Here is a 21,489-nt window from a genome sequence, read left to right on the forward strand (position 1 = left end):
ATGCACTTTCCTTGTTGTAATATTACGAAAAAAGGGGTATCGCGCCTCATTAAGAATAAATATAACGAGGTAGCATTAATCATGAAACTAGCTCACGCGCCCTCCATTCGAACCAGGCTAATCTGGCTGGTGGTGGCGTGCATCGTCCCCGCGTCGCTGATGGTGGTGAGGATGATCGCCTCCGACTACGAGCTCGCGCGCGCCGCCTTCATTCGCAGCGCGATGACGACCGCCCACGCCAACGCGATGGCGGTCGACAAGGAATTCGCCGTCATCGAATCGACCCTCAAGGCGCTCGCCACCTCCCCCAGCCTGATCGGCGACGACCTCAAACCATTTTACGGGCAGGCGCGCGCCATCTGCGCCAGCCAGGACATCTTCAACATCCTGCTCGAAGACGGTACCGGACAACAGTTGATCAACACCTTCCAACCCTACGGCACCACGCTGCCCAGCACCGGCCTCGGTCCGTCGTTGACCTACATGCGGAGCAACGACGCCACCGCCATATCCCAGGTCTTCATGGGACCCGTCTCCAAACGCTACATCGTTTCGGTCGGCATCCCGGCCATCAGAAAGTCGGGCGGTTTCCACGCCTTGAGCGCGGTGGTGACGGTGGAGCGCTTCAGCACCATCCTCAAGCAGCAGCAATATCCCGAACACTGGATCACCACCATCCTCGATAACAAAGGCACGGTGGTCGCGCGCACCAGCGACATGCATCGCTACGTCGGGCAGCAAGCTATTCCCGAGGTGCTGGAAAGGCTGAGGGAACGGCCGGAGGGCGCTTTCGAAACCCAAACGCTCGACGGCAAGCCTATCCTGGCGGTCCTGGCCAAGGCCCCCAATTCGCAATGGACGGTGGCCATCGGCATTCCCATCGAGGTGTTGAACTCCCAGTTGCTTGCCAAACTGTGGACGCTGGTGCTGTCGACCATCCTCCTGCTGGGCGGCGGCCTGCTGTTCGCCTGGTACATCGGCAACCGCATCAGCCGCTCGATCCGCGACCTGGTGGCGCCGGCGCTCGCCCTCGGCGCCGGCGACAGCATCGAGCCGGCCACCTACGGCCTGCGCGAGGCGAACGAAGTGGGACAGGCCCTGGTCAAGGCGTCGAGAATGCACGCGCTGGCCAAGCACCAGGCCACGCACGATCCGCTGACCGGCCTGGCCAACCGCGCCATGTTCACCGAGTTCCTCGCCCGCCAGTTGAGCCTCTGCGAACGCAATCAGGAACCGATGGCGGTGCTGTATCTGGATCTGGACAACTTCAAATTCATCAACGACACCTACGGCCATGGCGCGGGCGACGAGCTTTTAAAAGATGCCGCCGACCGCCTGCGCTCCGAACTGCGGAAATCCGACATGGCCGCAAGGCTCGGTGGCGACGAGTTCGCGGTGGTGCTGGTCGCCAGCGGCGAGGAGGACGCGGCCGGCGTCGTCGAAAAGCTTTCCCACCGCATGGCGATGCCCTACGAAATAGACGGCCATGAATTGCTGGCCGCCGCCAGCATCGGCGTGGCCGTGTATCCGCAGTCGGCCAGCACCGCCGACGACCTGATCGCGTTCGCCGACGATTCCATGTACAAGTGCAAGGCGGAGCGCAAGCGGGCGCGCGCCGTCACGATCGACTAAGGTCGCCCAGGCGGCCGGTCAATCGCGGCCGGCGCCTTCCACATACACCTCGTCGCCGCAGCCCACCGCGCGCGTACGCGCAGGCGCGGCGTTGCCCACCATCTGCTTCAATTCACCGTCGGTGCTGAATTCGAGCGGCAGCGAAACACGGATCTCCTGAAGGTATTTACGCTGCGTGCAAATCAGCGTGATGCTGTCGGCGACCTGGGCGCCGTAGCTAGCCTTCACCCGCTCGAAGAAATCGTTGACCCGGAACGACTTGCCAACGCTGCCCAACACGATCTTGCCCACTTCCGAATCGTTCACCACCCGCACCGCCGACGCGGCCTTGATGAAATAGTCGTCCGGCGACAGCGATTGGCATTTGCCATGCTTGTTCCACTCGTAGGCGCCGAAGGTTCGCTCGTAGAAGAAGTTCGGCATCCACGGCGCCACCTTGTCGATGGTTTCCTGCTTCAGCGAGAACTGCTCGCCCTTGCAGCTGCCGTAATTGTTACCGCACTCCTTTTTGTTCGGCCACAGGCCATGCAGGTTCAGGTTCTTCGCCTGCAGCGTGCCGCCGTTCATGGCGTCGCATTCCGGCTTTTTGCCATTGTATTTAACGTGTTCGCAAAAACCCGGCTGCCAGGTGATCGCCAGCAGATAGCTATCCTGCTTGTTGGCGATGTTGCACGAGCCTCCGGCGGCGGCGATCTCGCGCCCGCGCTGCGCCTTGCTCGGCTTATCGCTCAACTCCGGCGTACCGCATTCCTTGCGCACCCAGCGCAATGCCGGCTGCGCGCCCGGTACCTCGACCCTGATCCAGTCGTAATCGACCTTGTTGATCTCGCGGACCGTGTATTCGGTTCCCGGCACGATTTTCTGCGCGCCCGGATTGCTTTGTTTGGCGAAGGAAGAGAAAGCCTCGCAGCTCTTAATGGCGGTGAAACTGCCATTGGCCGATTCGCTGGCGCTGCAACCGAACGCGGTAAACACTAGCAAGAAGGCGGCTGCGGGGACGGTGTGACGGGGCATATCGGCTCCTGAATAAACGAAATGCCGATATCTTAGCGGACTTTCTTAATAAAAGGCTACGGTGCGCCTGGTACGGCGAATATGTTGATTTAGACTGGTCCTCCCGGCGCCACGGCGTTGACGATCAAGCGCCGCAGATCGCCGTCGTGGTGGAAGCCGGCCCGCTCGGCGGCCGACGCATCGAGCGGCGGCTGGCGTCCGAAGCCCTGCTCCAGGCGTTCGTCCGGCCGATACTCGACCAGCGCGCGGCGATCGTCGCCGAATTCCAGCGCCAGGCCGTCCACCACTTCGGCGATGGTCAGCCGCAGCACCGGCAAGGTGTAGTCGCGGCGCCCGGCCGCATGCGCTGGCGCCAGGGCCGCCGCGTGCAGCAGGTTGTCCACGCAGCAGCCCACCGACATCCACCAGGCGACCGCCTGTGCCGACACCGGACACGTAAAGCGTTCGCCATCCCTGAGTCGCCAGAAGATGTCGCTCATGAAGGCCGACAGCAGGCCGGATGGCGCTGGCGGGCGCGCAACGATGCCCGGCAGGCGCAGGATGCGCCCATCCAGCCAGCCGCGCCGGCTGTAATCCTGGATCAGCACCTCGCAGGCGAGTTTGTGGGCGCCGTAACTCAGGTGCGGCCGCATCGGCGTGTCGTCGCCGATATGCTCCGGCAGCGGCGCGCCATACACGGCGATGCTGCTCGAATAGACCAGCACCGGCGGCCGGCTCCGCCCTTGGCCCTGGGCCTGAACACGGCAGCACTCCAGCAGCGCCATCGTCGCATGCAGGTTGACCGACAGTCCGAGCGCGAAATCCTGCTCCGCCGCCCCACCCGGCACGCTGGCCAGGTGGAAAAGTACATCGACCGGCTGCGCGAAGGCTTGCGCCAGCAGCGCGGTGTCGGCAACGCTCCCTTGCAACTGGCACACGCGCGGGTCTGTCGCGGCGCGGTCGAAACGCATGTCTATCGACGTCAAAGCGGTGACGTGGCGGCCGCCGACACCATCCTCCAGCAGACGCCGCACCAGCGCCCGGCCGACAAAGCCGCTGCCGCCGGTGACCACGACGTTCATGCGGCCGCCCCGGCGAACAGGACGTGCTGCCGCGCCGTCAACACGACGACCGACCCCGGCGCCAGCATGGCCGCCAGTTGCTCATTGGCCGCAATCGCCAGCCAACGCTCGCCCAGGCCGAGGGCGGCATCGTCGTTCGACAGCCAAACTTCATCCACCAGGTCGACCGAGGGCGCCGGCTCGCCGGGACGCGCCAACACCTGGTTGCGAACGACGCATTCGATGCCCAGGCTCTCTTCCTCCAGCAACCGACGCCACACCGGTGCGCTGGCCGCGGCAAGATCGTCCAGCGTGACACCGGGAGCCGCGCGCAGCATCACAAACACCTTGCTGGCGCCATCGCGGCCGCCGCGACCGAGAACTTCCCGTTCCGCCACCGGCAGCTTGACCACGCTGGCCTGGTCGACGAATCGATCCTCGTCCGGTTGCAAGGTCTCGCGGTAGAACGGCGCGGACATCGCGGCCGCCGCCTGCGCCGGATCGTCGAACCAGACCTGGGTGACGAAGTCCCGGGCGGCGGCAAAGGTGTCGGCGCCGCCATCGGGGACCCGGAAGCAGCCGTCGAACACGTGATTCTGAATATACCGGCGCGGTGCCAGATGCGGCTGCCCGCCGATGAAACGCACCACGGCGGCGCCGTGCACGTCGCGCATATAGCTATGGCATTGCCGCAAGGTCATGCCGCCACGGCGGCGGCCGACAATCATCAACTTAAGCATATGTTCTCCTGAATGAGTGGCTTAGCCGGCGTGCGCGGACCGCACCACGCGCTGGTCGATCACGCCGAACGGACCGTCGGCGCCATCGTCGCCGCGCGCCTGCATGCGCACGCGGTCGCCGAACTTCATGAACGGCGTGCTGGCGAAGCCGGCGTCGATGATCTCGATCACCCGGCGTTCGGCGATACACGCCGAGCCGGCAGCCCGGTCGACATTCGAGACCGTGCCCGAGCCGACAATGGTCCCCGCGCTCAGACGGCGCGAGCGCGCCGCATGGGCCACCAGTTGCCCGAAGCTGAACTGCATTTCGCGTCCGTGCGGTTCGCCGAAGCGTTTGCCGTTGTGCTGGACCTCCAGCGCCAGGTGCACGCGCCCCTCCCGCCACGCGCCGCCCAGTTCATCCGGCGTCACGGCCACCGGCGCGAAGCTGGTCGACGGCTTGGCCTGCAGGAAGCCGAAACCGGTGCGCATCTCGCGCGGTCCCAGCGCGCGCAGGCTCCAGTCGTTGATCTGCACCACCAGCCGCACGGCGTCGAGCGCCTCTTGCGGCGTCGCGCCCAGCGGCACCGCGCCGACCACGACGCCGAATTCGCCCTCGAAATCGATGCCGTCCGCTTCGCTGGGAAGGGCGATGTCCACATGGGGCCCAAGAAAATCGTCGCTGGCGCCCTGATACATCACCGGGATGGTGTCGAAGTCCGGTATCGGCGTGGTGTTGAAGGCCTGCTCCATCAGACGGCCGTGATTGAGGAAGGCCGAGGCGTCCAGCCATTGCGGTGCGCGCGGCAGCGGCGCCCCGCAGCGCTGCGGGACGAAGGCGAAGCTGGCCTGCGCGCGGCCGGCGTTGAGCGCTTCATACAGCTGTTCCAACGGCGCCTTGACGCGGTCCCATTGCTCCAGCGCCGCCAGCAACGTCGGAGCGATGGCACCGGCATCGACCGCCGTTTTCAGATCGCGCGACACCAGCAGCAGGCGGCCGTCCGGATGTCCGGTGGTAAGTGTGGCAAATTTCATGTTGATCCTATGTTGATGAGCGGTCGCCGGGGGCGCCGGCTTCGATTTCCGGCGCGTAGCGTCCTCCTACGAGGACGAACAGCATGCGGCAGACACGGTCCGATCGATTGGCCCAGGCGTGGTTGGTACCACGTTGCACCACGACGCTGCCGGGGCCGAGGCGCGCTTCGCCCCGGTCCAGCACCAACGTCAATTCGCCTTCGATCACCACGCCGTAGTCGATCGACTCGGTGCGGTGCATCAGCGGATGCGGCGAATCCTCCGCCACGGTGGACGCCCCGGCGTCGCCGGCCTGCGTGAACGCCTTGTGCATCTTGTCCGCGCCGTGCGCCAGGAACTCCTCGGTATCGGGAGGAATATCGACGAAGCGCACGCGCGTGCCGTTGCGCGGCGGCGGCAGCATCAGGGGCGCGAGGGTCGGATCGTCGCCGTTGTCCAATATCGCCGGGGTGTCGTCGGTGCTCCACACTTCATGGAAAACCGTTCCGGGAATGGCCGCGATCTCTATCACGGTGGGCAGCGGGCCGTCGGACGCGATCACCGCGCGCCCTTGCGCGTCGTGGCCGGTAACGACGCGATGGATGGCCGGAAGGCTCACGTGGCTACTCATGCGGCTACCTCGGCGTCATCGAAGATCGCCACGGCGCGGGTCCAGCCGGCCGACGCGCGGCGGATCTTGTGCGGGAAGCAGCTGATGGTGAAACCGTGCGACGGCAGCGCCTCCAGGTTGTGCAGCTTCTCCAGATGACAGTAGCCGATGTCGCGGCCCGCCTTGTGGCCCTCCCAGATCAGCGACACGTCGCCGGTCTCCGCGATCTTCCTGGCGGTGTACGAGAACGGCGCATCCCAGCTCCAGGCATCGGTGCCGGTCAGGCGCACGCCGCGCTCGAGCAGGTACATGGTAGCCTCGTAGCCCATGCCGCAGCCGGCGCCGAGGTAGTCGGCGTGGCCATAGCGCGAGCCGGCGCGGGTATTGACAACCACGATATCGAGCGGTTGCAGCTCATAGCCGATGCGTTTCAGTTCCGCCTCGACGTCGGCGGCGGTGGCCACATAACCGTCGGCGAAGTGGCGGAAATCGAGCTTGACGCCGGTCTGGAAGCACCACTCCAGCGGCACCTCGTCGATAGTAATCGACGGCTTGCGTTCGCCCAGGCTGGCGTCCATCGTCGAATGGAAGTGGTAAGGCGCGTCGAGGTGGGTGCCGTTATGGGTGGTCAGCGTGACCCATTCGGCGGCTGCGGCCTCCCCCTCCGGATAATCTTCCGCCTTGGTCCCGGGCAGCATGGCCATGAACTCCGGCAGCGTGTCGGCGTGGGTTTGATAGGTGATCTTCGGCGCCAGCGGCGGCGGATCGGACAGCACGTCGTTTTCCAGGTAAATCGACAAATCGACGAAGCGATACGAACGTTTGTTTTTCATGCGAAACCTCACAGGGATGGAACAAGAACGGGACGCGACTGCGCGCGGCGGAAGCTGAGCACCGCCAGCACCGCCAGCACGGCGGCGGCGATGCCTATGCTGCCGTAACCGGCGCTTTTAACCAGCGTGCCTCCCAGCAGCGGCCCGATGGCGGCGCCGGTCATCAAGGTCGCCGGCGTGGCCGCCGCCGCGCGGCCGCTCGGATCGAGCGCCGCGATGGCGCCGAAGGCGAAGGTATGGGTGAAAATCAGCACGCTGACCAGCACCGCGGTGGCCAACGCGTACGGCGGAAAGGTCGAGCTCTGGGTGATCGTCAACACGATCGCCGCCTGGATGATCGGACCGGCCAGCATCACCCGATGTCCCGGCAGGCGGCGTTGCAGCAGCACCGCCAGCGGGGCCGGCACCAGGTTCACCATGCCCAGCGCGATCAACACGCCCGAGACGGCGGCGAAACCAAAACCACGGTCGATGCCGATACGCTCGACGAAACTAAAGGTCATCGACTGCACCAGCGCCAGGCAGCCGACGCCGAACACCACGTACCACACGGCCGGATCGAGCCGTCCCGCCGTAGGCGCGATGCCGGGCGCCTTGTCGGACGGCGCCGGTTGCGGGAACCCGGCCGCCGTCGCCAGCGTGGCCACCGCCATGATGGCGGCGAACAGCTGGAACAGCGCGCCGCCGCCGAAAGCGGCCACCAGTTGCGGCGCGACGGCAAAAAACGCCAGCGCGAAGAAACCAATGGCGATGCCCACCAGCGCGAACAGCCGGTGCGGATCGGCGCTGCGGCCGATGGTGCCGTGGGTGAAGCTCAAGGCGCAGCCGGCCGACGCGCCGGCCAGCGCGTGCAGCGCCATCATAGTGGTGTAGTCGCGCGTCATCGACAGCGCCAGGAACGACAGCACCGCCAAGCCGAACCCGCAGGTCGCCGCCACGCGGCCGTTATAGCGCGGCAGGCGCGGGGCGAAAAACAGGCTGCTGAGGACAGCGCCCACCAGGAACAGCGTGGCCAGGCCGCCGGCCTGCTGCGGATCGAGCCCATACTTTGAAATCAGCGTGCCCACCCACACCGGCAGCGCCACCAGGTCCAGCATGCCGGCGCAATGCGCCACCATCAGGACGCAGCGGCCCGTGAAACTATCGGTCTTGATCATGATGCGGTCTCCATTTTTATTGTTCGGTGCTATCAGATCGGTTCGGCCAGCGCCATCATCGAGGCGCGCATGATGGCGGCGTGTTCCTGCTTGTCGCCGCCGCTGATCTCGATCACGCCAAGGCGGTCGGAATTGTCGACCACCATGCGGCACCGCTCATAACGGCGCTCCTGGAAGCGGCGCAGGGCCTCGTCGACGCTGGCGGCCCGGCCCAGTTCCTCTGCCACCACCAGTCCATCCTCGATACCGATGCAGGCGCCGGAAGCCAGGTGCGGGGTGGTGGCGTGCACCGCATCGCCGATCAGCACCACGCGGCCGCGATACCATGGATGCGGCAACAGAAGGCTCTCCAGCGGACGGTAGATCACCTGCGAATGTGGGCCTATCTGATCGCGAAGCTGCTGCATCAGCGGCGCCGGGAATGGCGCCAGCAGCGCGCGCAGCATCTCCGGCTGCTGATCAAGCGGGATGTGGCAATTGGTTTCGCGGTCCTCGGTGACGAACAGATACAGCTCGGTCTCGGACACCGGATTGACACCGGTCTTGATTTTTGGTCCCAGCCACATCGCCGGCCGCACCAGATCGGCGGGACGCGGCAGCACCGCGCGCCACACGCCCTGCCCCGAATAGCGTGGCTTCGGCGCCTCCGGGAACAGCAGTGCGCGCATTCTGGAATACAGGCCGTCGGCCCCGATCACCACGTCGTAGCGGTGCTTGCCGCCATCGGTCAGTTCGACATCGACACCGTCGTCGTCCTGTGTCAGCGATGTGAAGCTGCAGCCCAGGCGCACATTCACGCCCGCCTCCAGCGTCGCCTCCGCCATCAGCTTGGCCAGCACCGGCCGCATGATGGCGGCGCCGCCGGGGACCTTGTCCCCGGCGATGCGCGGCGTCGGCAGTTGCGCAAGGTGTGCTCCATGCGGCGCGTACAGGTCGACGCCATCGGCGGCGTAACCGCGTTGCAGGAAGCGCTCCAGGATGCCCAGCACGCCGAAAGCCCGCAAGGTCGCTCCGCCCAGGCTGATGCCGGCGCCGTAGGAACGCCACTGCGGATCGATCTCGACCAGGTCCACTTCGACGCCGCGCTTGCGCAGTTCGATCGCCGCCGCCATGCCGGAAAATCCGCCCCCGACGATCAGGGCCTTGTTCAATGCACTCATGTTTTTATCTCCTAGTTTTATGTATGTTCCAACCACAGGTCGCCGTTGGGCGCGACCGTCACCGGCGCCGGCGTCAAACCCTGTCCCAGGCACGGTCCCAGCGTGCACAAACCGGTCGATGGCTCGAATTGGGCGCCGTGCGCGGCGCACACGATGCGGGTGCCATCGGCGTTCAGGTAGGCGTCGCTGCGCCACGCCAGCGGCGTGTCGCCGTAGTGCGGACAGGCGTCGCGGTACGCATGCACGCCGCCCTGCACGCGCAACACGAACACGCCCCAGCGCGCGAAACCTTTGCTCGCGCCGTCCGGCAATTCGTCGGCGCGGCACAGCAGCGTGCGGGCGGTCATGCCTTCGGCGGCGGGCCGCTCGGCGCCCACTTCTCGCGGTGCTGGAACAGGAACAGCTGCGAGGCGTCGGCACCCATCGGCGCCACGCGCGCGGTCCACTCATCGTCGTGCAGGTCCATGTCGGCGTCGTACTCCACGTGGCAGCCCAATGGGCTGTTGAAGTACCAGAACCAGTTGGAGCCGAACAGGTGGCGCCCCGGTCCCCAGAACGACTGGTAACCCTTCTCGACGAAGCGCGTCCCGGCCAGCATCACTTCGGTCGGCCCGCCCATGTGGAAGGTGAAGTGCTCGCAGCCCTTCATGAATGGCGGGGTCTGGATCATGAACAGCGTATGGTGGTCTTCGCTGCCGCCGGGACGCAGGAACGGTCCGACGCCGGTGAAGCGGTCGGTGCAGACGAAGCCCAGTCGGGTATAGAAAGCCTCCGCCGCGTCGGCGTCCGGCACGAAATACACCACATGCGAGAGAGAACGCGGACGCGGCTGGGCGGTGATATCGAAGGCGATTCGGTTGGCGCCGCGCTGCGCCGGCGCGCCGGGCGCGTTGACGGTTTCCGCCGCCAGCGCGATGGGACGGCGCACTGTGATCTGGAAGCCCAGTGTGAAGCCGGCGTCGTCCTCTGTCTCCAGCGAGCCATCGGCGAGCTTGCGCACTTCGCGGTCGCGGCCCACCTCCTGGGCGATTTGATCCAGTGTGGCCTGGTCGGCGACGCCGTAGATGGTCTTGCGCAGCATGGTCGCGGTGGGCATTGGCGCCGGCAGGCCGGGGTCGTCCTTGTGGGCCAGCACCACCGCGGTGCCGTCCAGCGCCTCGAAGCGGTTGCCTCCGACCGGCTCCAGGCCATAGTCGGTCAGGTATTGCGTACATGCGGCCATGTCGTCGACGCCGAACAACAGCGCATCGGGTCCGATGATCTTCATCGTGGTTTCCTTGTTAGTTGGTTGGGGCGGTGCGGCCGCCCAGTGTTTCGGCCACCCAGTCGGCGATGTACGCGCCGGCGTTGGCGGAGTTGTCAAAGCTGGAGTGCTGCACGCCGCCTTCGCGGTCGGTGAAGATCTTCAGTTCCCGGCGCGGGCTGTTGACCAGCTGCTCATAGGTGCGCTCGGCCCAATGCAGCGGAATCTGGCTGTCCTTCTCGCCGTGCGTGACCAGGAACGGCACCTTGATGCGGTCAAGGATGCCGTCCAGATGCACGTCCTCGGCGATCCGCATGAATTCGTCGTTGTCCCTGGCGCCCCACACCCAGCGCACGTGCGCCCAGTAGTGCGGCACCGGCAGGTTGCCCTCTTTCGCCATGCGGCGCTTTTGCACATCGCGCCAGTCGTGATTGGCGCCCCAGACCACGCCGCAGGCGAAGCGCGGCTCGAAAGCGACCGCGCGCGGGCAGTAATAACCGCCCAGCGACACCCCCTCCATGCCGATGCGCTTCGGATCGACGTCGGCGCGCTGTTCCAGCCAGTCGACCACCGGACTGGCCCAATGCTCGCTGTCGTAGCGCGCGGTCAGCCCGCGCAGGCGTAGCGCGTCGCCGGTGCCCGGCTGGTCCACCAGCAGCGAGGCGACACCGCGTTTGGCCAGCCATGCCGGCAGTCCGACCAGGTACTTCATCTCCTTGGTCGAATCGAGGCCGTTGACCTGCACCAGCAACGGCGCCGGGCCGTCGACGCCTTCGGCCGGCACATACAGGCCGCTGAGAAAAGTGTCGCCATAGGGGATGCGCACCTGTTCGCAGGGCGCGCCGGCCAGGCGCGCGCCGCGCCCGAAGACATCGAGGAAGCGCTGGTACAACTCGACGCGTCCGGGCGCGCCGTGCGCCTGCAGCCGCTCGCACGTCAGCAGGTAATTGGCCGCGCGCAGATACTTGTCGCCGGCCGAGATCTTGCGGCCGCGTGCCTCGTCGTCTTCGGCCAGGCCGCAAAGCTTGTCGGCCATGCGCTGCCAGGTTTCGCGGAAGGCGGCGGTGCCGGCGGCGTCGGGCTGGTTGGCCGCCTGCTGCAACGGCGCGCACATCTCCTCGATCTCGCCGATCTTCGCGCCCATTTCGATCGATAGATCGACGGACAGGTTCCAGACGTAGTTGGTGGGGAAGTAACGGAACATGGGGATCAACTTTATGTCAGGGTGGATGAAATATCCGCCTCGGCCTTGGCCGGACGGGTGGACGACGTCGCGGCCTGCGCGGACACGGACCGCGAAGGACGCAACAGGAAGTGCGCCAGCGCCGGCAACAGGATCAGTGCGCCGAGCATATTCCAGAGGAACATGAAGGCCAGCAGCAGCCCCATATCGGCCTGGAACTTGATCGGGCTGGCGACCCAGGTGATCACGCCGGCGGCCAGCGTTATCCCGGTCAGCATGACGACCTTGCCGGTGAAGAGCAGCGCCTGGTGATAGGCCTGCGACAGCGTGGCGCCGGCACGCATGCGCGCCAGCGTCACGCTGAGGATATACAGCGCGTAATCGACGCCGATGCCCACGCCGAGCGCGATCACCGGCAAGGTGGCGACCTTGACACCCATGCCCAGGGCGACCATCAAGGCTTCCGCCAACACGGAAGTGAGCATCAACGGCAGCACAGCCACCAGCACCGCGCGCCAGGAGCGGAACGTGACGAAGCACAGCACCGCGACCGCGCCGTAGACCAGTGCCAGCATCTTGCGCCAGGCGTCGCGCACTACTATGTTGGTCGCGGCCTCGATGCCGGCCGAGCCGGCGGCCAGCAGGAACTTGGTGTCGGCGGTGTCGTTGGCGCGGGCGAATTCCTCGACGCTGGCGACCACCGTGGCCAGTGTCTCGGCCTTGTGGTCGCGCAGGTAGGCGTACACCGTCAGCAGGCTGCAAGAGTCGTTGTACAGTCCGCGCGGCGCGCCGGCGGTGACGGTGTTGAGCATGTCCTGGTTGGACAACAGCTCGTACCATTTCGGATTGCCCTCGTTCAGGCCGACCAGCACGCGGCGGTTCAACAGGGCCAGCGTATTGGTGTTGTCCACGCCGGGCAGCTGGCGCAGGCGCCATTCGAGCGCGTCGACCTTGTTGAGGGTGTCGTAGCGCGAACAGCCTCCGTCCGGCGTGGTGACCATCACCGCCAGCACGTCGCCCGCAGCGCCGTAGCTGCTGTTCATGAAGGCGGCGTCGCGGTTGTAACGGCTGCCGGCGCGCAGCTCCGGCGCGCCCGGATCGAGGTCGCCGATCGCCAGGTGCTGGCTGGCGACGAAGCCGCCCGTGCCCAATATCACCGCGCCGATCACCGCCGCCGTGGCCCAGCGCCGCTGCGTGAAGCGGTCCAGAATGCCGGCGATACCCATTGGCCGGGCCTGCGGATTGTGTCCGCTGGATGCCGCTTCCGCCTGGCGGTCGGCTTGCAGGCTACGCTGCGCCGCCTTGGCGCTAACGCCCGTGTAGCTCAGGAGGATCGGTAACAGGATCAGATTCGTCACGATCAGCACCGCGACGCCCAGGCTGGCGGCGGCGGCCAGTTCACGGATGGCCTGGATGTCGATGATCAGCAGCACCGCGAAACCGACGGCATCCGCCAGCAGCGCGGTCAGGCCGGCCAGGAACAGGCGGCGGAAGGTCAGGCGCGCGGCGCCGAGCGGCGTGACACCGCGCCCGATATCCTGCATGATGCCGTTCATCTTCTGGGCGCCGTGGCTCATGCCGATGGCGAACACCAGGAACGGCACCAGGATCGAGTAGGGATCGAGCGAGTAGCCCAGCAACGGCAGCATGCCGAGTTGCCACAGCACCGCGACCAGCGAGGCGCCCACCACCAGCAGCGTCGAACGCACGCAGCGGGTGCTCCAGTAGACGGCCGCCATGGCGATCAGCACCGCCGCGACGAAGAAGCCCAGCATGGCGCGCACGCCGGCGATCAGGTCCCCCGATATCTTGGCGAAGCCGGTGATGTGGACCTTGACGCCTCGCGCCTCGTACTTCCGGCGCAGCGATTCGAGGCGCTCCGACAGCACGCCATAGTCCAGCGGCTTGCCGTCGGCCTGCAGCAGCAGCGGCAGATAGATGACGCTGGACCGGCCGTCGGCGGCGACCAATTGGCCGATCTCGCCGGAGCGGGCGACATTCATTTGCAGCTGTGCGAGGCTGGCGGTGCCGCCGTCGTAACCTTCGGGGATCACCGGACCACCTTCGAGGCCCTCCTCGGTCACGCCGACCCAGCGCGTCGACGGCGTCCACAGGGACTTCATCTGGACCCGGTTGATGCCGGGGACCAGGAATACCTCGTCGCTCAACTGGCGCAAGGTGTCGAGGTACTTGGCCTGGTAGATGCCGCCGTCCGGATTGGCGACGGCGATACGCACCGCGTTGCCAAGCCCGGTCAGTTCGCCCTGCCACGCGAGGTAGTTGCGCACATAGGGATGCTGCGCCGGGATGGTTTTCTCGAAACTGGCGTTCAACTGCAAACGCGTGGTTTGCCAACCAAGCAAGGCGGTGATGACGGCGCAGACCAGCAGCACCCATAGGCGATGCGTGAAGAGCACGCGTTCCAGCAGGCCGGCCTTGTCGTCGGTATTCGGGCGGTTGGAGGCGATCATTTGGCGCCTCCGTTGGCGGCGATGCGCACCGGGCCGGCGAAGCTCAATGCCAGCATTCCGCCATCTTTCAGCGGCAGCACTCCGGCCAGCGGCCCCAGCGGCGCGCCGGGCCGCAGTTTGAATGTGCCGCCGTCGCTGCGCAGGATCTGGCCGGCCTGGTTGACCAGCACGAGCGCCGGCGTGGCGGAACCCGTCGCGGAACCCGCCATGAGCGCCGAGCCGGTGATCGACACCGGCAGCGGCGTGGCCCATTGGGTCCAACTGCCACCGCCGTCGCGGCTGCGCCAGACATTGCCCCGCAGACCGGCGAGCATCATGTCGCGGCCTTCGAGATCAAGGAATTCGGCGGTGAAAAAGCTGCCGTTGTAAGGCGTCGCGAGCTTGCGGAAGCTGCGGCCACGGTCATCCGAGCGCAGCGCCAGTCCCTGTTCGCCGGCCACCAGCAAGGTGTCGCCATGGGCGCGCAGCGCGTACAGATGCATCGCCTTCGGATTGGCCGTGCCGGCCATCAGGCTTTGCCAGGTGCGGCCGCCGTCGGCAGTGCTGAAGGCCAGGTTGTATGCGCCCACCACGATGCCGTGATCGGCATCGTAAAAATGCAGGTCGAACAAAGGTTTGTCGGCGCCGTCGGCCTTGAGCCGCTGCGCCTCGGCCAGGGCTCGGGCGTCGCCGCCCGCTTCGGCCGCGGCCAACGCGATGCCTGCGGCCATGTGGCCGTCCAGGCATTTGTTCCAGGTCTGGCCGCCATCGACGGTGCGCAGCACCACGCCGCTGTGGCCTACGGCGTAGCCGCGCCGCGCATCGACCAGCCGCACCGCCGTCAGCGTCACGGCGACCGGCACGGCGGCCTGGCGCCAGTGGACACCGGCGTCGTCGGACCACAGCGCGATCCCGCGCTCGCCCACCGCCACCAGGCGTTGGCCGGACTGCGCCGCGCCCAGCATCAACGCCCGTTCGGGTGCCACCGACACCGGCGCCGCGCGTTCCAGCGCGCCCCGCACCGGCGCTGGGCCGGCTGTGGCCGAACCACCGGCCACATTGGCGGCGGCGCAATAATCGGAGCAGACCGCAGACAGCGCGACGGCTCCCGCCAGCTTGATGGAACGTCGGAACTTCATCGCACACTGTCCCCGGCCATCGATTCCGGCGTGAAGACGCTGTCCGGGTAACGAGGTTTGAGCACGTAGTGGGCGCTCTTGCTGTTATACAGATCGCCGACATAGGCGGTTCCCGACAGCAGATCGTTGAAGCCGAAAGAGCCGATCACGGTGCCCGGCAGGTCCGGGGCGACAAAGGTGGCCGACCACAACGTCTTCCACAGCTGGCCGTTGGCGTCCCAGCGGTCCCCCAACACGCACGCCCAGGTATCTTCGTCGCAGTAGTAGCGGCTCTTCGCGGCCGGGTGCCGCTGGCCGCTGCGCAGCGTCGCGTCCACCACCCAGGTGCGGTGCAGCTCCCAGCGCTGGAAGGCGGGATTGACGCCGGTCTTGGTGATCACTTCCGCGTCGGTCTTCGGCTGCAGCAGCTTGTTGCCGTTGTAAGGTATCAGCATCTCCTTCTTGCCGACGATCTTGAAGTCGAAGCGGTCGAGCCGTCCGGACCAGGTCTGGATCTCGTCAAAGCTCATCAAACCGCCGGTGACGGGAGACGGCGTATCGCAGCAGGGGTTGGGCAGCTTGCGCACGCGGCGCTGGCCGGTCAGGTACACCCACGACTGCGTCTTGGCCAGATCGATCTGATCGCGGCCCATGATCGCCTCGCCGGCGCGGATCGGCGGCCCGCTGTTGATCAGACGGATCAGGTAAGTCTCCGGCGCCTTGGCGAAGCTCTCCACCGTCGCCTCGGGGTAGTAATAAGGGATCTGCGCGTCGATCACCCCTTCCGAGACCACCACGTCCTTGCCGGCGGCGGTGATCTGATGTTGCGCGTAGTGCGTCTGGAAGGCGCTGCCGCGCCAGCGCAGCATGTGGTTCCACATCACCTCTTCGCCGCTCCTCGGCAGCGGAAACGGAATGCCGCCCACCACGTCGGCCGGCACCTCGTTGACGATCTTCCCGCGCGTGGCGTTCTTGAAGGTGTTGTCGTAGACGTACTGCGGCGCGGCGGCGGTGCGGTGCGTCGGGTAGACGTCGAGCCGGTATTCCGGATACTTTTTCAGCAGCGCCTTGACGCCGTCGGTCAACTGCTCCGCGTATTTGTCCATGTTCTGCGCGGTGACGGAGTACAGCGGCTTCTCATCCTTGAACGGATCGCCACGGCGGCCGCCGGCCTTGTCGCCGGGGATGGCGGTGGTATAGCCGCCGGTCCAGGCGGGAATGGTGCCCTCCTTGTTGCCTGCCTTTTCAGCGCCGAGGGGCGTCAGTTCGGACTTCAGCTTGGCCGCCTCGGCGGGGGTGGCGGCCGCCGAAGCGGCTCCCGCCTGAAGCGCCAGCGCCAGGCCTGCCAACGCGGTGGAAATAAGGTGCTTGTTCATCGTCTGGTCTCCGTAATTATTCGTATTTTTAGAATGTGCGACGCACGCTGAGCGAGATGTAATCGCGGTCGCCGAGCGCGTTGCCATCGCCGAAGGCGCTGGTGCGGTAGTCGGTGGATGGCACGCTGGCGCCGATGTAGTGGTTGTAGTTCAGCGATATCTGCCACACGTTGAGATAATTGCCATCGAGGCCGATGCTGGCGTTGCCTGTATGGCGCGGTCCCCAGGAAGTCACGCTGGAACGGCCGGCCAGGGTGTAGCGCGCGCCGACCGGCACGCTCAGGTCCAGTCCCGGCAAGGCCTGGCGATAAGTCGGCGTATAGGTGAATTGCACGATGCTGGCGTCGCGCGTGCGGCCCTTGTCGAGCTCATTGTTTGGATCGTCCATGCTCAGGCGGCGGTTCCACGCCACCTCCGCCACGAAAGCGCTCTCGCTGGCGATGAAGTTCGGGCCGAAGTTCGCCAGCGTCGACAGGTTCAGGTGCGCGGTGCGTCCCACCGGTATCGCCGGACGCGGGGTGCCGGCAGGACCGAAGTAAATGGCGTTGTTGACCACCAGCGGCATGTTGTCGCGCACCGAGGCTTCGGCCGAGAGGTTGAAGTCGCCCACCGAGCGCGAGGCGCTGATGGCCGCGACCTTGATATCGTCGCCGAACACGAAGTACCAGCGGCTGTCGGTGGCCGGCGCGCCCGGATTGAGTCGTCCGAACAGCTGGCCGAACTTGTCGTGATACCGGGCGAAGTAAAAGCCCAGGTCGGTCTCGTCGAGGCGCCATTTGAGCTGGAGTCCGAACTGGCCGCTGTCACGCGGGTGCTCGTCGCCGCCCGGCGTAAGCACGTAGTTGCCGGCCACGGGACCGGCTGGAATGCCGATATATTCCGGACCGGTGGAGTTCCACGGGATGTTCGCGCTGGAGAAGTAGCTGCCGGCCGGCGGCACCCTGCTCTCCTCCCAGCGGAACTGCAGATAGCCGCCGACGCTGACGTTCGGCGTCACCTGCCATTGCGCCGACAACTGCGGCACCGGGCGCACGATCTCCTTGAATTGCGCGTTCGGCGACGCCATCAGCTTGGCGATGTCGCTCGGCCCCTGTGCGGCGGCGATGGCGTTATCGCCGAAGAACAGGCTCTCGCCATACACCAGCGCATGGCGCCCGAGACGCGCGCTGACTTTGCCGCCGCCATCGAGCGTGACGCCACCGAAGACGAAGGCGTCGAGCAGTTCGGCCTTCTCGCCCGCCATCTTGCGGGTGTAGGACTGGAAGCGGTTGTAGGGCCGCTGGCCGAGGGTCGGATCGCTGGCGGCGTCGGTGTCGCGGTGATACGCCCGGTCGTACCAGGCGGCGCCGCTGACGCGCAGGCCGAAATCGCGTTTGTACACCAGATCGAACTCCGACAGCAGGTCGACCCGCTGCGACACCGCGCCGGCATTGCGGAAGTTCTGGTCGCCTGCGTTGAAATTGAGCGCCTGCGGGCCGCCATTGGCGTTAAATGAATTTAACAGCGTTGGATCGGCGTCGTGAAGTCGGTAGATGGTGCTGGCTTTGACGGTGTTATCGAAGCGCAGTGCCACATCTGGATTGCCGGTGTCGAGATCGACCGCCTGCCCCGGAGCCGCCGCCATCGCCGCCCCCGCGAACGCGTACCTCCCCACCGCCAGTCGTAACCGGCCCTGCCTGGAACTCTTTTGCATCGCTGTCTCCGTTGTTGTAGGTATTTTTATTGGCGATATTCCTGATCGCCTGGAGCCAGCTTACGAACCCTGATCCATTTGGTAAAATGGTTTGTATCAATGCAATGTATTGACGCGCTAAATACATCGGCTCAATACATCGTTACATAACAATAAAACAAGAGGACGACAATGCGGCTGAATAAGCTCGATCTGAATCTGCTGGTGGCCCTAGACGCGATGCTGACCGAGACCAGCATCACCGTCGCCGCGCAGCGCCTGCATATGAGCCAGTCGGCGATGAGCAATGCGCTGGGCCGGCTGCGCGACCACTTCCAGGACAAGCTGCTGGTACAGGTGGGACGGCGCATGGAGGTCACGCCACGCGGCCTGGTACTGCGCGAGGCGGTGCGCGATGTCCTGATGCGCATCGATACGACCATCGCCGCGCAGCCCGAGTTCACCCCGGCGACGTCGGAGCGCGAATTCACATTGCTGGTGTCGGACTACACGTTGATGACGCTGATCCCGCGCGTGATCGAGCTGGCCAACCAGGAATCGGAGACCATCCGTTTTCGCATGATGGCGCAGGTGGATTCGCCCCAGCGGGCGCTGGAACGGGGCGAGGCCGACATGCTGGTGTTCCCCTCGGTATACTGTCCGCCCGAGCATCCCACCGAGGTTTTATGGCAGGAGCAGTTTGTCTGCCTGGTGTGGAACCGGGGCCGCCTGGCCGGCAAGCCGCTGACCTTGGACGACTATCTGGAGGCGGGCCACGTGGTGATGCAACCGCCGATTGGAGTGTCAAGCTTCGAATCGGCATATTTGGAGCGCGTCGGTATCAAGCGGCGCGTCGACGTGATCACGCACAGCTTCCTGTCGGTGCCGGTGCTGTTGACGGGAACGGAGCGCATCGCCACCGTGCACCGGCGGCTGGCCTACAGCGTGGCGCGCGTGCTGCCGGTCAGCATACTGCCGATGCCGATGGAGATGCCGATCATGGAACAATCGCTGCAATGGCACAAATACCGCACGCTCGATCCAGGGTTGACGTGGCTGCGCGGGTTGATACACCGCGCGGTGCTGCGCATGGACGCCTCGCTGCTGCCGGAGGGGGCAACGCCCGCCCGTTCATAATCCGCCCCGCGCGTCTTATCTGTACCGCTTCTGCCACTGGGTGACGATATCCTCGATTACCGGACGCGCCGTGATCATCAGATTCTCCGCCGCCGGAACGAATCCCCCCTGCCGCTTGTAGTTGACCAGCACGTCGCTGTCGCTCTGCCCCGGATGCGGACGGTCGGTGTCTGAACCCGCTCGCAGGATCAGCACACGCTTGAAGTCCACCTTGCCGGCCGCCCCGCCGCGCCGCAATGCTTCGAGCGTCGAGTTGTCCTCCTGTTGAACGGTGCAGTACCTCGCCTTGCCGTCGGTGAGCAGCGCCGACCAGTCCTGCGCCCTGCGCGCCAGTGTCGCGCCGCCAAACCACGTATCGGACGACGCGGTATCGCAGCGCAGCACCGCCGGCGGCTGATTGGCGGGCGCCGACGGGAACCCGGCACGATACGCCACCGCCGCCGGCGAATCACTGAGCGCCACATCCTTTGAAAGCGCGTAGGCCCGCGCCACCAGAGCTGGATCGAGTTGAAAGACCTCGGTCCGGTAGCTCAATTTCGGCTTCTTGTCCGGCGAGTCGGTGAATATCCCAAAATACCCGGAAGGCCAACCAGAAGGCATCTCGCGCGCGTCGATTTCATGCGCCAGCGAGTAGTCGACGGCATAGTCGGCCCATGCCGTGGAACCGACCGTGCCGAGGCCAGGATTGATGCCGGCGATGCCGGCCACGATAAAATAGGTCTGGCGCAGATCGAAGCCGCTGGCGTACATCAGCGCCGTCATGCTGGCGGCGGCGTTGCTGTAACCCATATCGGTGGTCATCTGGCAGACATCCTCCCCATTGCAATGCACCTCGGGATAGCGCGCCGACAGGCCGCGCACCTTGTAAGCGGTGGTCAGCTTAAGGCCGCGAATAAAAGGCGCCGCCTCGCCGCCGAACATATTGACGATCATAACCTTCGGCGCCACGCGCCTGGCGCTGTCGTCCCGCTGCGGCACGCCGTCCTTCCACAACGGCCATCGCTTGACGATGTCCGCCACCAGCGGGGAGCCGGCCAGGTAGAGATTTGTCACCGCAGGAGCGAAGCCGCCGGAATCGGCCTTCACCGAATCCAGCGCCGTCTGCCCCGGATACTGCCGGTCGAAATTCGACGCCGTGCGCAGCACCGCCACCCGCCGCAAGTCGAGCAAGCCCTCCTCCGCGCCGCGTTTGAGCGCGGTGTAGGTCGCGTTGTCTTCCTGGGAACTCATGCAATAGGTACCGTGATCGTCGGTCAGCAGCTTGAACCACTCGCGTGCGCGCTGGCCCAGCAGCTCGCCATGGAACCAGTTATTCCCGGTCATCGAGTCGCATTGCGTCACCTGCGGGAGCTGGTTCGCGGGCGCCTCCGGATAATGCGCGCGGTAGGCCCGGGCGCCGGGGGAATCGGACAACACGACACCACGCGACAACGACAACGCCATATCCGCCAGCCGGTCGTCCAACTTGTACACCTCGGTGCCGTAGCCCAGGTCTGGCTTGACACCCGGCGCGCCGGTATTGATGCCCAGGTAGCCGGTCGACCAGCCGGCCGGACGTTCGCGCGCATCGACCTCCCACGCCAGTTCCGAGTCGACCAGGTAGCGGGACCACGCGGCGGTCCCGATGGTCCCCCGGGCCGGATCGACGCCGGCGATTCCGGCGACGAGAAAGTAGGTTCGCTTAAGGTCGAACAGGCCGCTGAACACCAGCGCCGAGATCGAGGCGGCGGCGTTGGCCTTGCCCATGTCGGTGGTCAGGTGGCAGACGTCGTCCTTGTTGCAGCGCACCGCCGGGTACAGCGGCGACAGGCCAGGGACCGGGATCGCGCGATCGAGTTTGAGCTTGCCGGTCCATTCCGCCTCCTCCAGGGCGAACATGCTGATCACCATGACCTTGACGGGTATGGGCTTGTCAGCCGCCGCATGCGCGGCGGCCACACCGCAGGCGAGGATCGCGGCCAGCGCCATGTCGAGCAAGCGACGGAAATGGAGGGAGGAAGATGGCATCGGTCTGAAACCTTTAGAGTGGCGTTGCAGGCGACCATGCAAGCCACGTGCCATCCGCCATCGGTCATTCCGCGACAAAATCCGCACCCGCAAGGTGCAACGCCGGCGTCAAGGCCGGCGTTGA

The 21,489-nt window shown here is 65.9% G+C and carries 18 protein-coding genes and 1 pseudogene; 2 read left to right on the forward strand and 17 right to left on the reverse strand.

The features are described 5' to 3' along the window. Positions 1-81: 81 nt before the first annotated feature. Positions 82-1,632 carry a sensor domain-containing diguanylate cyclase gene (locus MRBLMU1_RS01765; protein WP_363496086.1) on the forward strand — a complete coding sequence of 517 codons (1,551 nt, stop codon included), beginning with the start codon at positions 82-84 and terminating at the stop codon, positions 1,630-1,632. An 18-nt stretch (positions 1,633-1,650) separates the two neighbouring features. On the opposite strand, the gene MRBLMU1_RS01770 is transcribed toward MRBLMU1_RS01765, so the two are convergent. The 15 genes from MRBLMU1_RS01770 to MRBLMU1_RS01840 form a co-directional block, all read right to left on the reverse strand. Then, positions 1,651-2,646: a ribonuclease T2 family protein gene (locus MRBLMU1_RS01770; protein WP_363496089.1), complete on the reverse strand. Its 996-nt coding sequence runs from the start codon at positions 2,644-2,646 to the stop codon at positions 1,651-1,653. 89 nt (positions 2,647-2,735) lie between these two features. Continuing rightward, positions 2,736-3,707, reverse strand: coding sequence for an NAD-dependent epimerase/dehydratase family protein (locus MRBLMU1_RS01775; protein WP_363496091.1), 972 nt, complete (start codon positions 3,705-3,707; stop codon positions 2,736-2,738). Further along, positions 3,704-4,426, reverse strand: a complete 723-nt coding sequence (locus MRBLMU1_RS01780; protein ID WP_363496094.1) for an EthD domain-containing protein — start codon at positions 4,424-4,426, stop codon at positions 3,704-3,706. The genes MRBLMU1_RS01775 and MRBLMU1_RS01780 overlap by 4 nt, the downstream gene beginning before the upstream one ends. A gap of 21 nt (positions 4,427-4,447) precedes the next feature. Continuing rightward, on the reverse strand, positions 4,448-5,440 hold the full coding sequence (locus MRBLMU1_RS01785; RefSeq protein WP_363496096.1) for a fumarylacetoacetate hydrolase family protein: 993 nt from the start codon (positions 5,438-5,440) through the stop codon (positions 4,448-4,450). A gap of 7 nt (positions 5,441-5,447) precedes the next feature. Next, positions 5,448-6,038 (reverse strand): cupin domain-containing protein, encoded by a 591-nt coding sequence (locus MRBLMU1_RS01790; protein WP_363496461.1) that lies wholly within the window; start codon positions 6,036-6,038, stop codon positions 5,448-5,450. An 8-nt stretch (positions 6,039-6,046) separates the two neighbouring features. Continuing rightward, a complete protein-coding gene (locus tag MRBLMU1_RS01795) occupies positions 6,047-6,862 on the reverse strand; it encodes a cyclase family protein (protein WP_363496099.1) in 816 nt (271 codons plus the stop codon). Between the two features lie 8 nt (positions 6,863-6,870). Beyond that, positions 6,871-8,019, reverse strand: a complete 1,149-nt coding sequence (locus MRBLMU1_RS01800) for an MFS transporter (protein WP_363496102.1) — start codon at positions 8,017-8,019, stop codon at positions 6,871-6,873. Between the two features lie 32 nt (positions 8,020-8,051). After that, positions 8,052-9,179, reverse strand: a complete 1,128-nt coding sequence (locus tag MRBLMU1_RS01805; RefSeq protein ID WP_363496105.1) for an FAD-dependent oxidoreductase — start codon at positions 9,177-9,179, stop codon at positions 8,052-8,054. A gap of 17 nt (positions 9,180-9,196) precedes the next feature. Beyond that, positions 9,197-9,526: a Rieske (2Fe-2S) protein gene (locus MRBLMU1_RS01810; protein WP_363496108.1), complete on the reverse strand. Its 330-nt coding sequence runs from the start codon at positions 9,524-9,526 to the stop codon at positions 9,197-9,199. Next, positions 9,523-10,446: a VOC family protein gene (locus MRBLMU1_RS01815; RefSeq protein ID WP_363496111.1), complete on the reverse strand. Its 924-nt coding sequence runs from the start codon at positions 10,444-10,446 to the stop codon at positions 9,523-9,525. Before MRBLMU1_RS01815 ends, MRBLMU1_RS01810 begins: the two co-directional genes overlap by 4 nt. Positions 10,447-10,459: 13 nt before the next feature. Continuing rightward, complete coding sequence (locus tag MRBLMU1_RS01820; protein ID WP_363496114.1) at positions 10,460-11,626, reverse strand: alpha/beta hydrolase family protein; 1,167 nt, start codon at positions 11,624-11,626, stop codon at positions 10,460-10,462. Between the two features lie 11 nt (positions 11,627-11,637). Continuing rightward, complete coding sequence (locus MRBLMU1_RS01825) at positions 11,638-14,076, reverse strand: efflux RND transporter permease subunit (RefSeq protein ID WP_363496117.1); 2,439 nt, start codon at positions 14,074-14,076, stop codon at positions 11,638-11,640. Then, positions 14,073-15,194, reverse strand: coding sequence for a WD40/YVTN/BNR-like repeat-containing protein (locus tag MRBLMU1_RS01830; protein ID WP_363496120.1), 1,122 nt, complete (start codon positions 15,192-15,194; stop codon positions 14,073-14,075). The genes MRBLMU1_RS01825 and MRBLMU1_RS01830 overlap by 4 nt, the downstream gene beginning before the upstream one ends. Beyond that, positions 15,191-16,549: a DUF1329 domain-containing protein gene (locus tag MRBLMU1_RS01835; RefSeq protein ID WP_363496123.1), complete on the reverse strand. Its 1,359-nt coding sequence runs from the start codon at positions 16,547-16,549 to the stop codon at positions 15,191-15,193. The genes MRBLMU1_RS01830 and MRBLMU1_RS01835 overlap by 4 nt, the downstream gene beginning before the upstream one ends. Positions 16,550-16,577: 28 nt before the next feature. Further along, positions 16,578-18,242, reverse strand: coding sequence for a DUF1302 domain-containing protein (locus MRBLMU1_RS01840; RefSeq protein WP_363496126.1), 1,665 nt, complete (start codon positions 18,240-18,242; stop codon positions 16,578-16,580). A 171-nt stretch (positions 18,243-18,413) separates the two neighbouring features. On the opposite strand from MRBLMU1_RS01840, the gene MRBLMU1_RS01845 reads away from it, so the two are divergent. Next, positions 18,414-19,358: a LysR family transcriptional regulator gene (locus MRBLMU1_RS01845; RefSeq protein WP_363496128.1), complete on the forward strand. Its 945-nt coding sequence runs from the start codon at positions 18,414-18,416 to the stop codon at positions 19,356-19,358. 15 nt (positions 19,359-19,373) lie between these two features. Here the strand turns inward: MRBLMU1_RS01845 and MRBLMU1_RS01850 are convergent, their stop codons facing one another. Both MRBLMU1_RS01850 and MRBLMU1_RS01855 read right to left on the reverse strand, forming a co-directional pair. After that, positions 19,374-20,291: a purine-nucleoside phosphorylase gene (locus MRBLMU1_RS01850; RefSeq protein ID WP_363496464.1), complete on the reverse strand. Its 918-nt coding sequence runs from the start codon at positions 20,289-20,291 to the stop codon at positions 19,374-19,376. A 33-nt stretch (positions 20,292-20,324) separates the two neighbouring features. Continuing rightward, positions 20,325-21,365: pseudogene (locus tag MRBLMU1_RS01855) on the reverse strand (purine-nucleoside phosphorylase); the annotation flags it as partial. Positions 21,366-21,489 lie beyond the last annotated feature (124 nt).

Source organism: Burkholderia sp. LMU1-1-1.1 (assembly GCF_040675865.1).
In the GTDB taxonomy this organism is placed as follows: domain Bacteria; phylum Pseudomonadota; class Gammaproteobacteria; order Burkholderiales; family Burkholderiaceae_D; genus Rugamonas.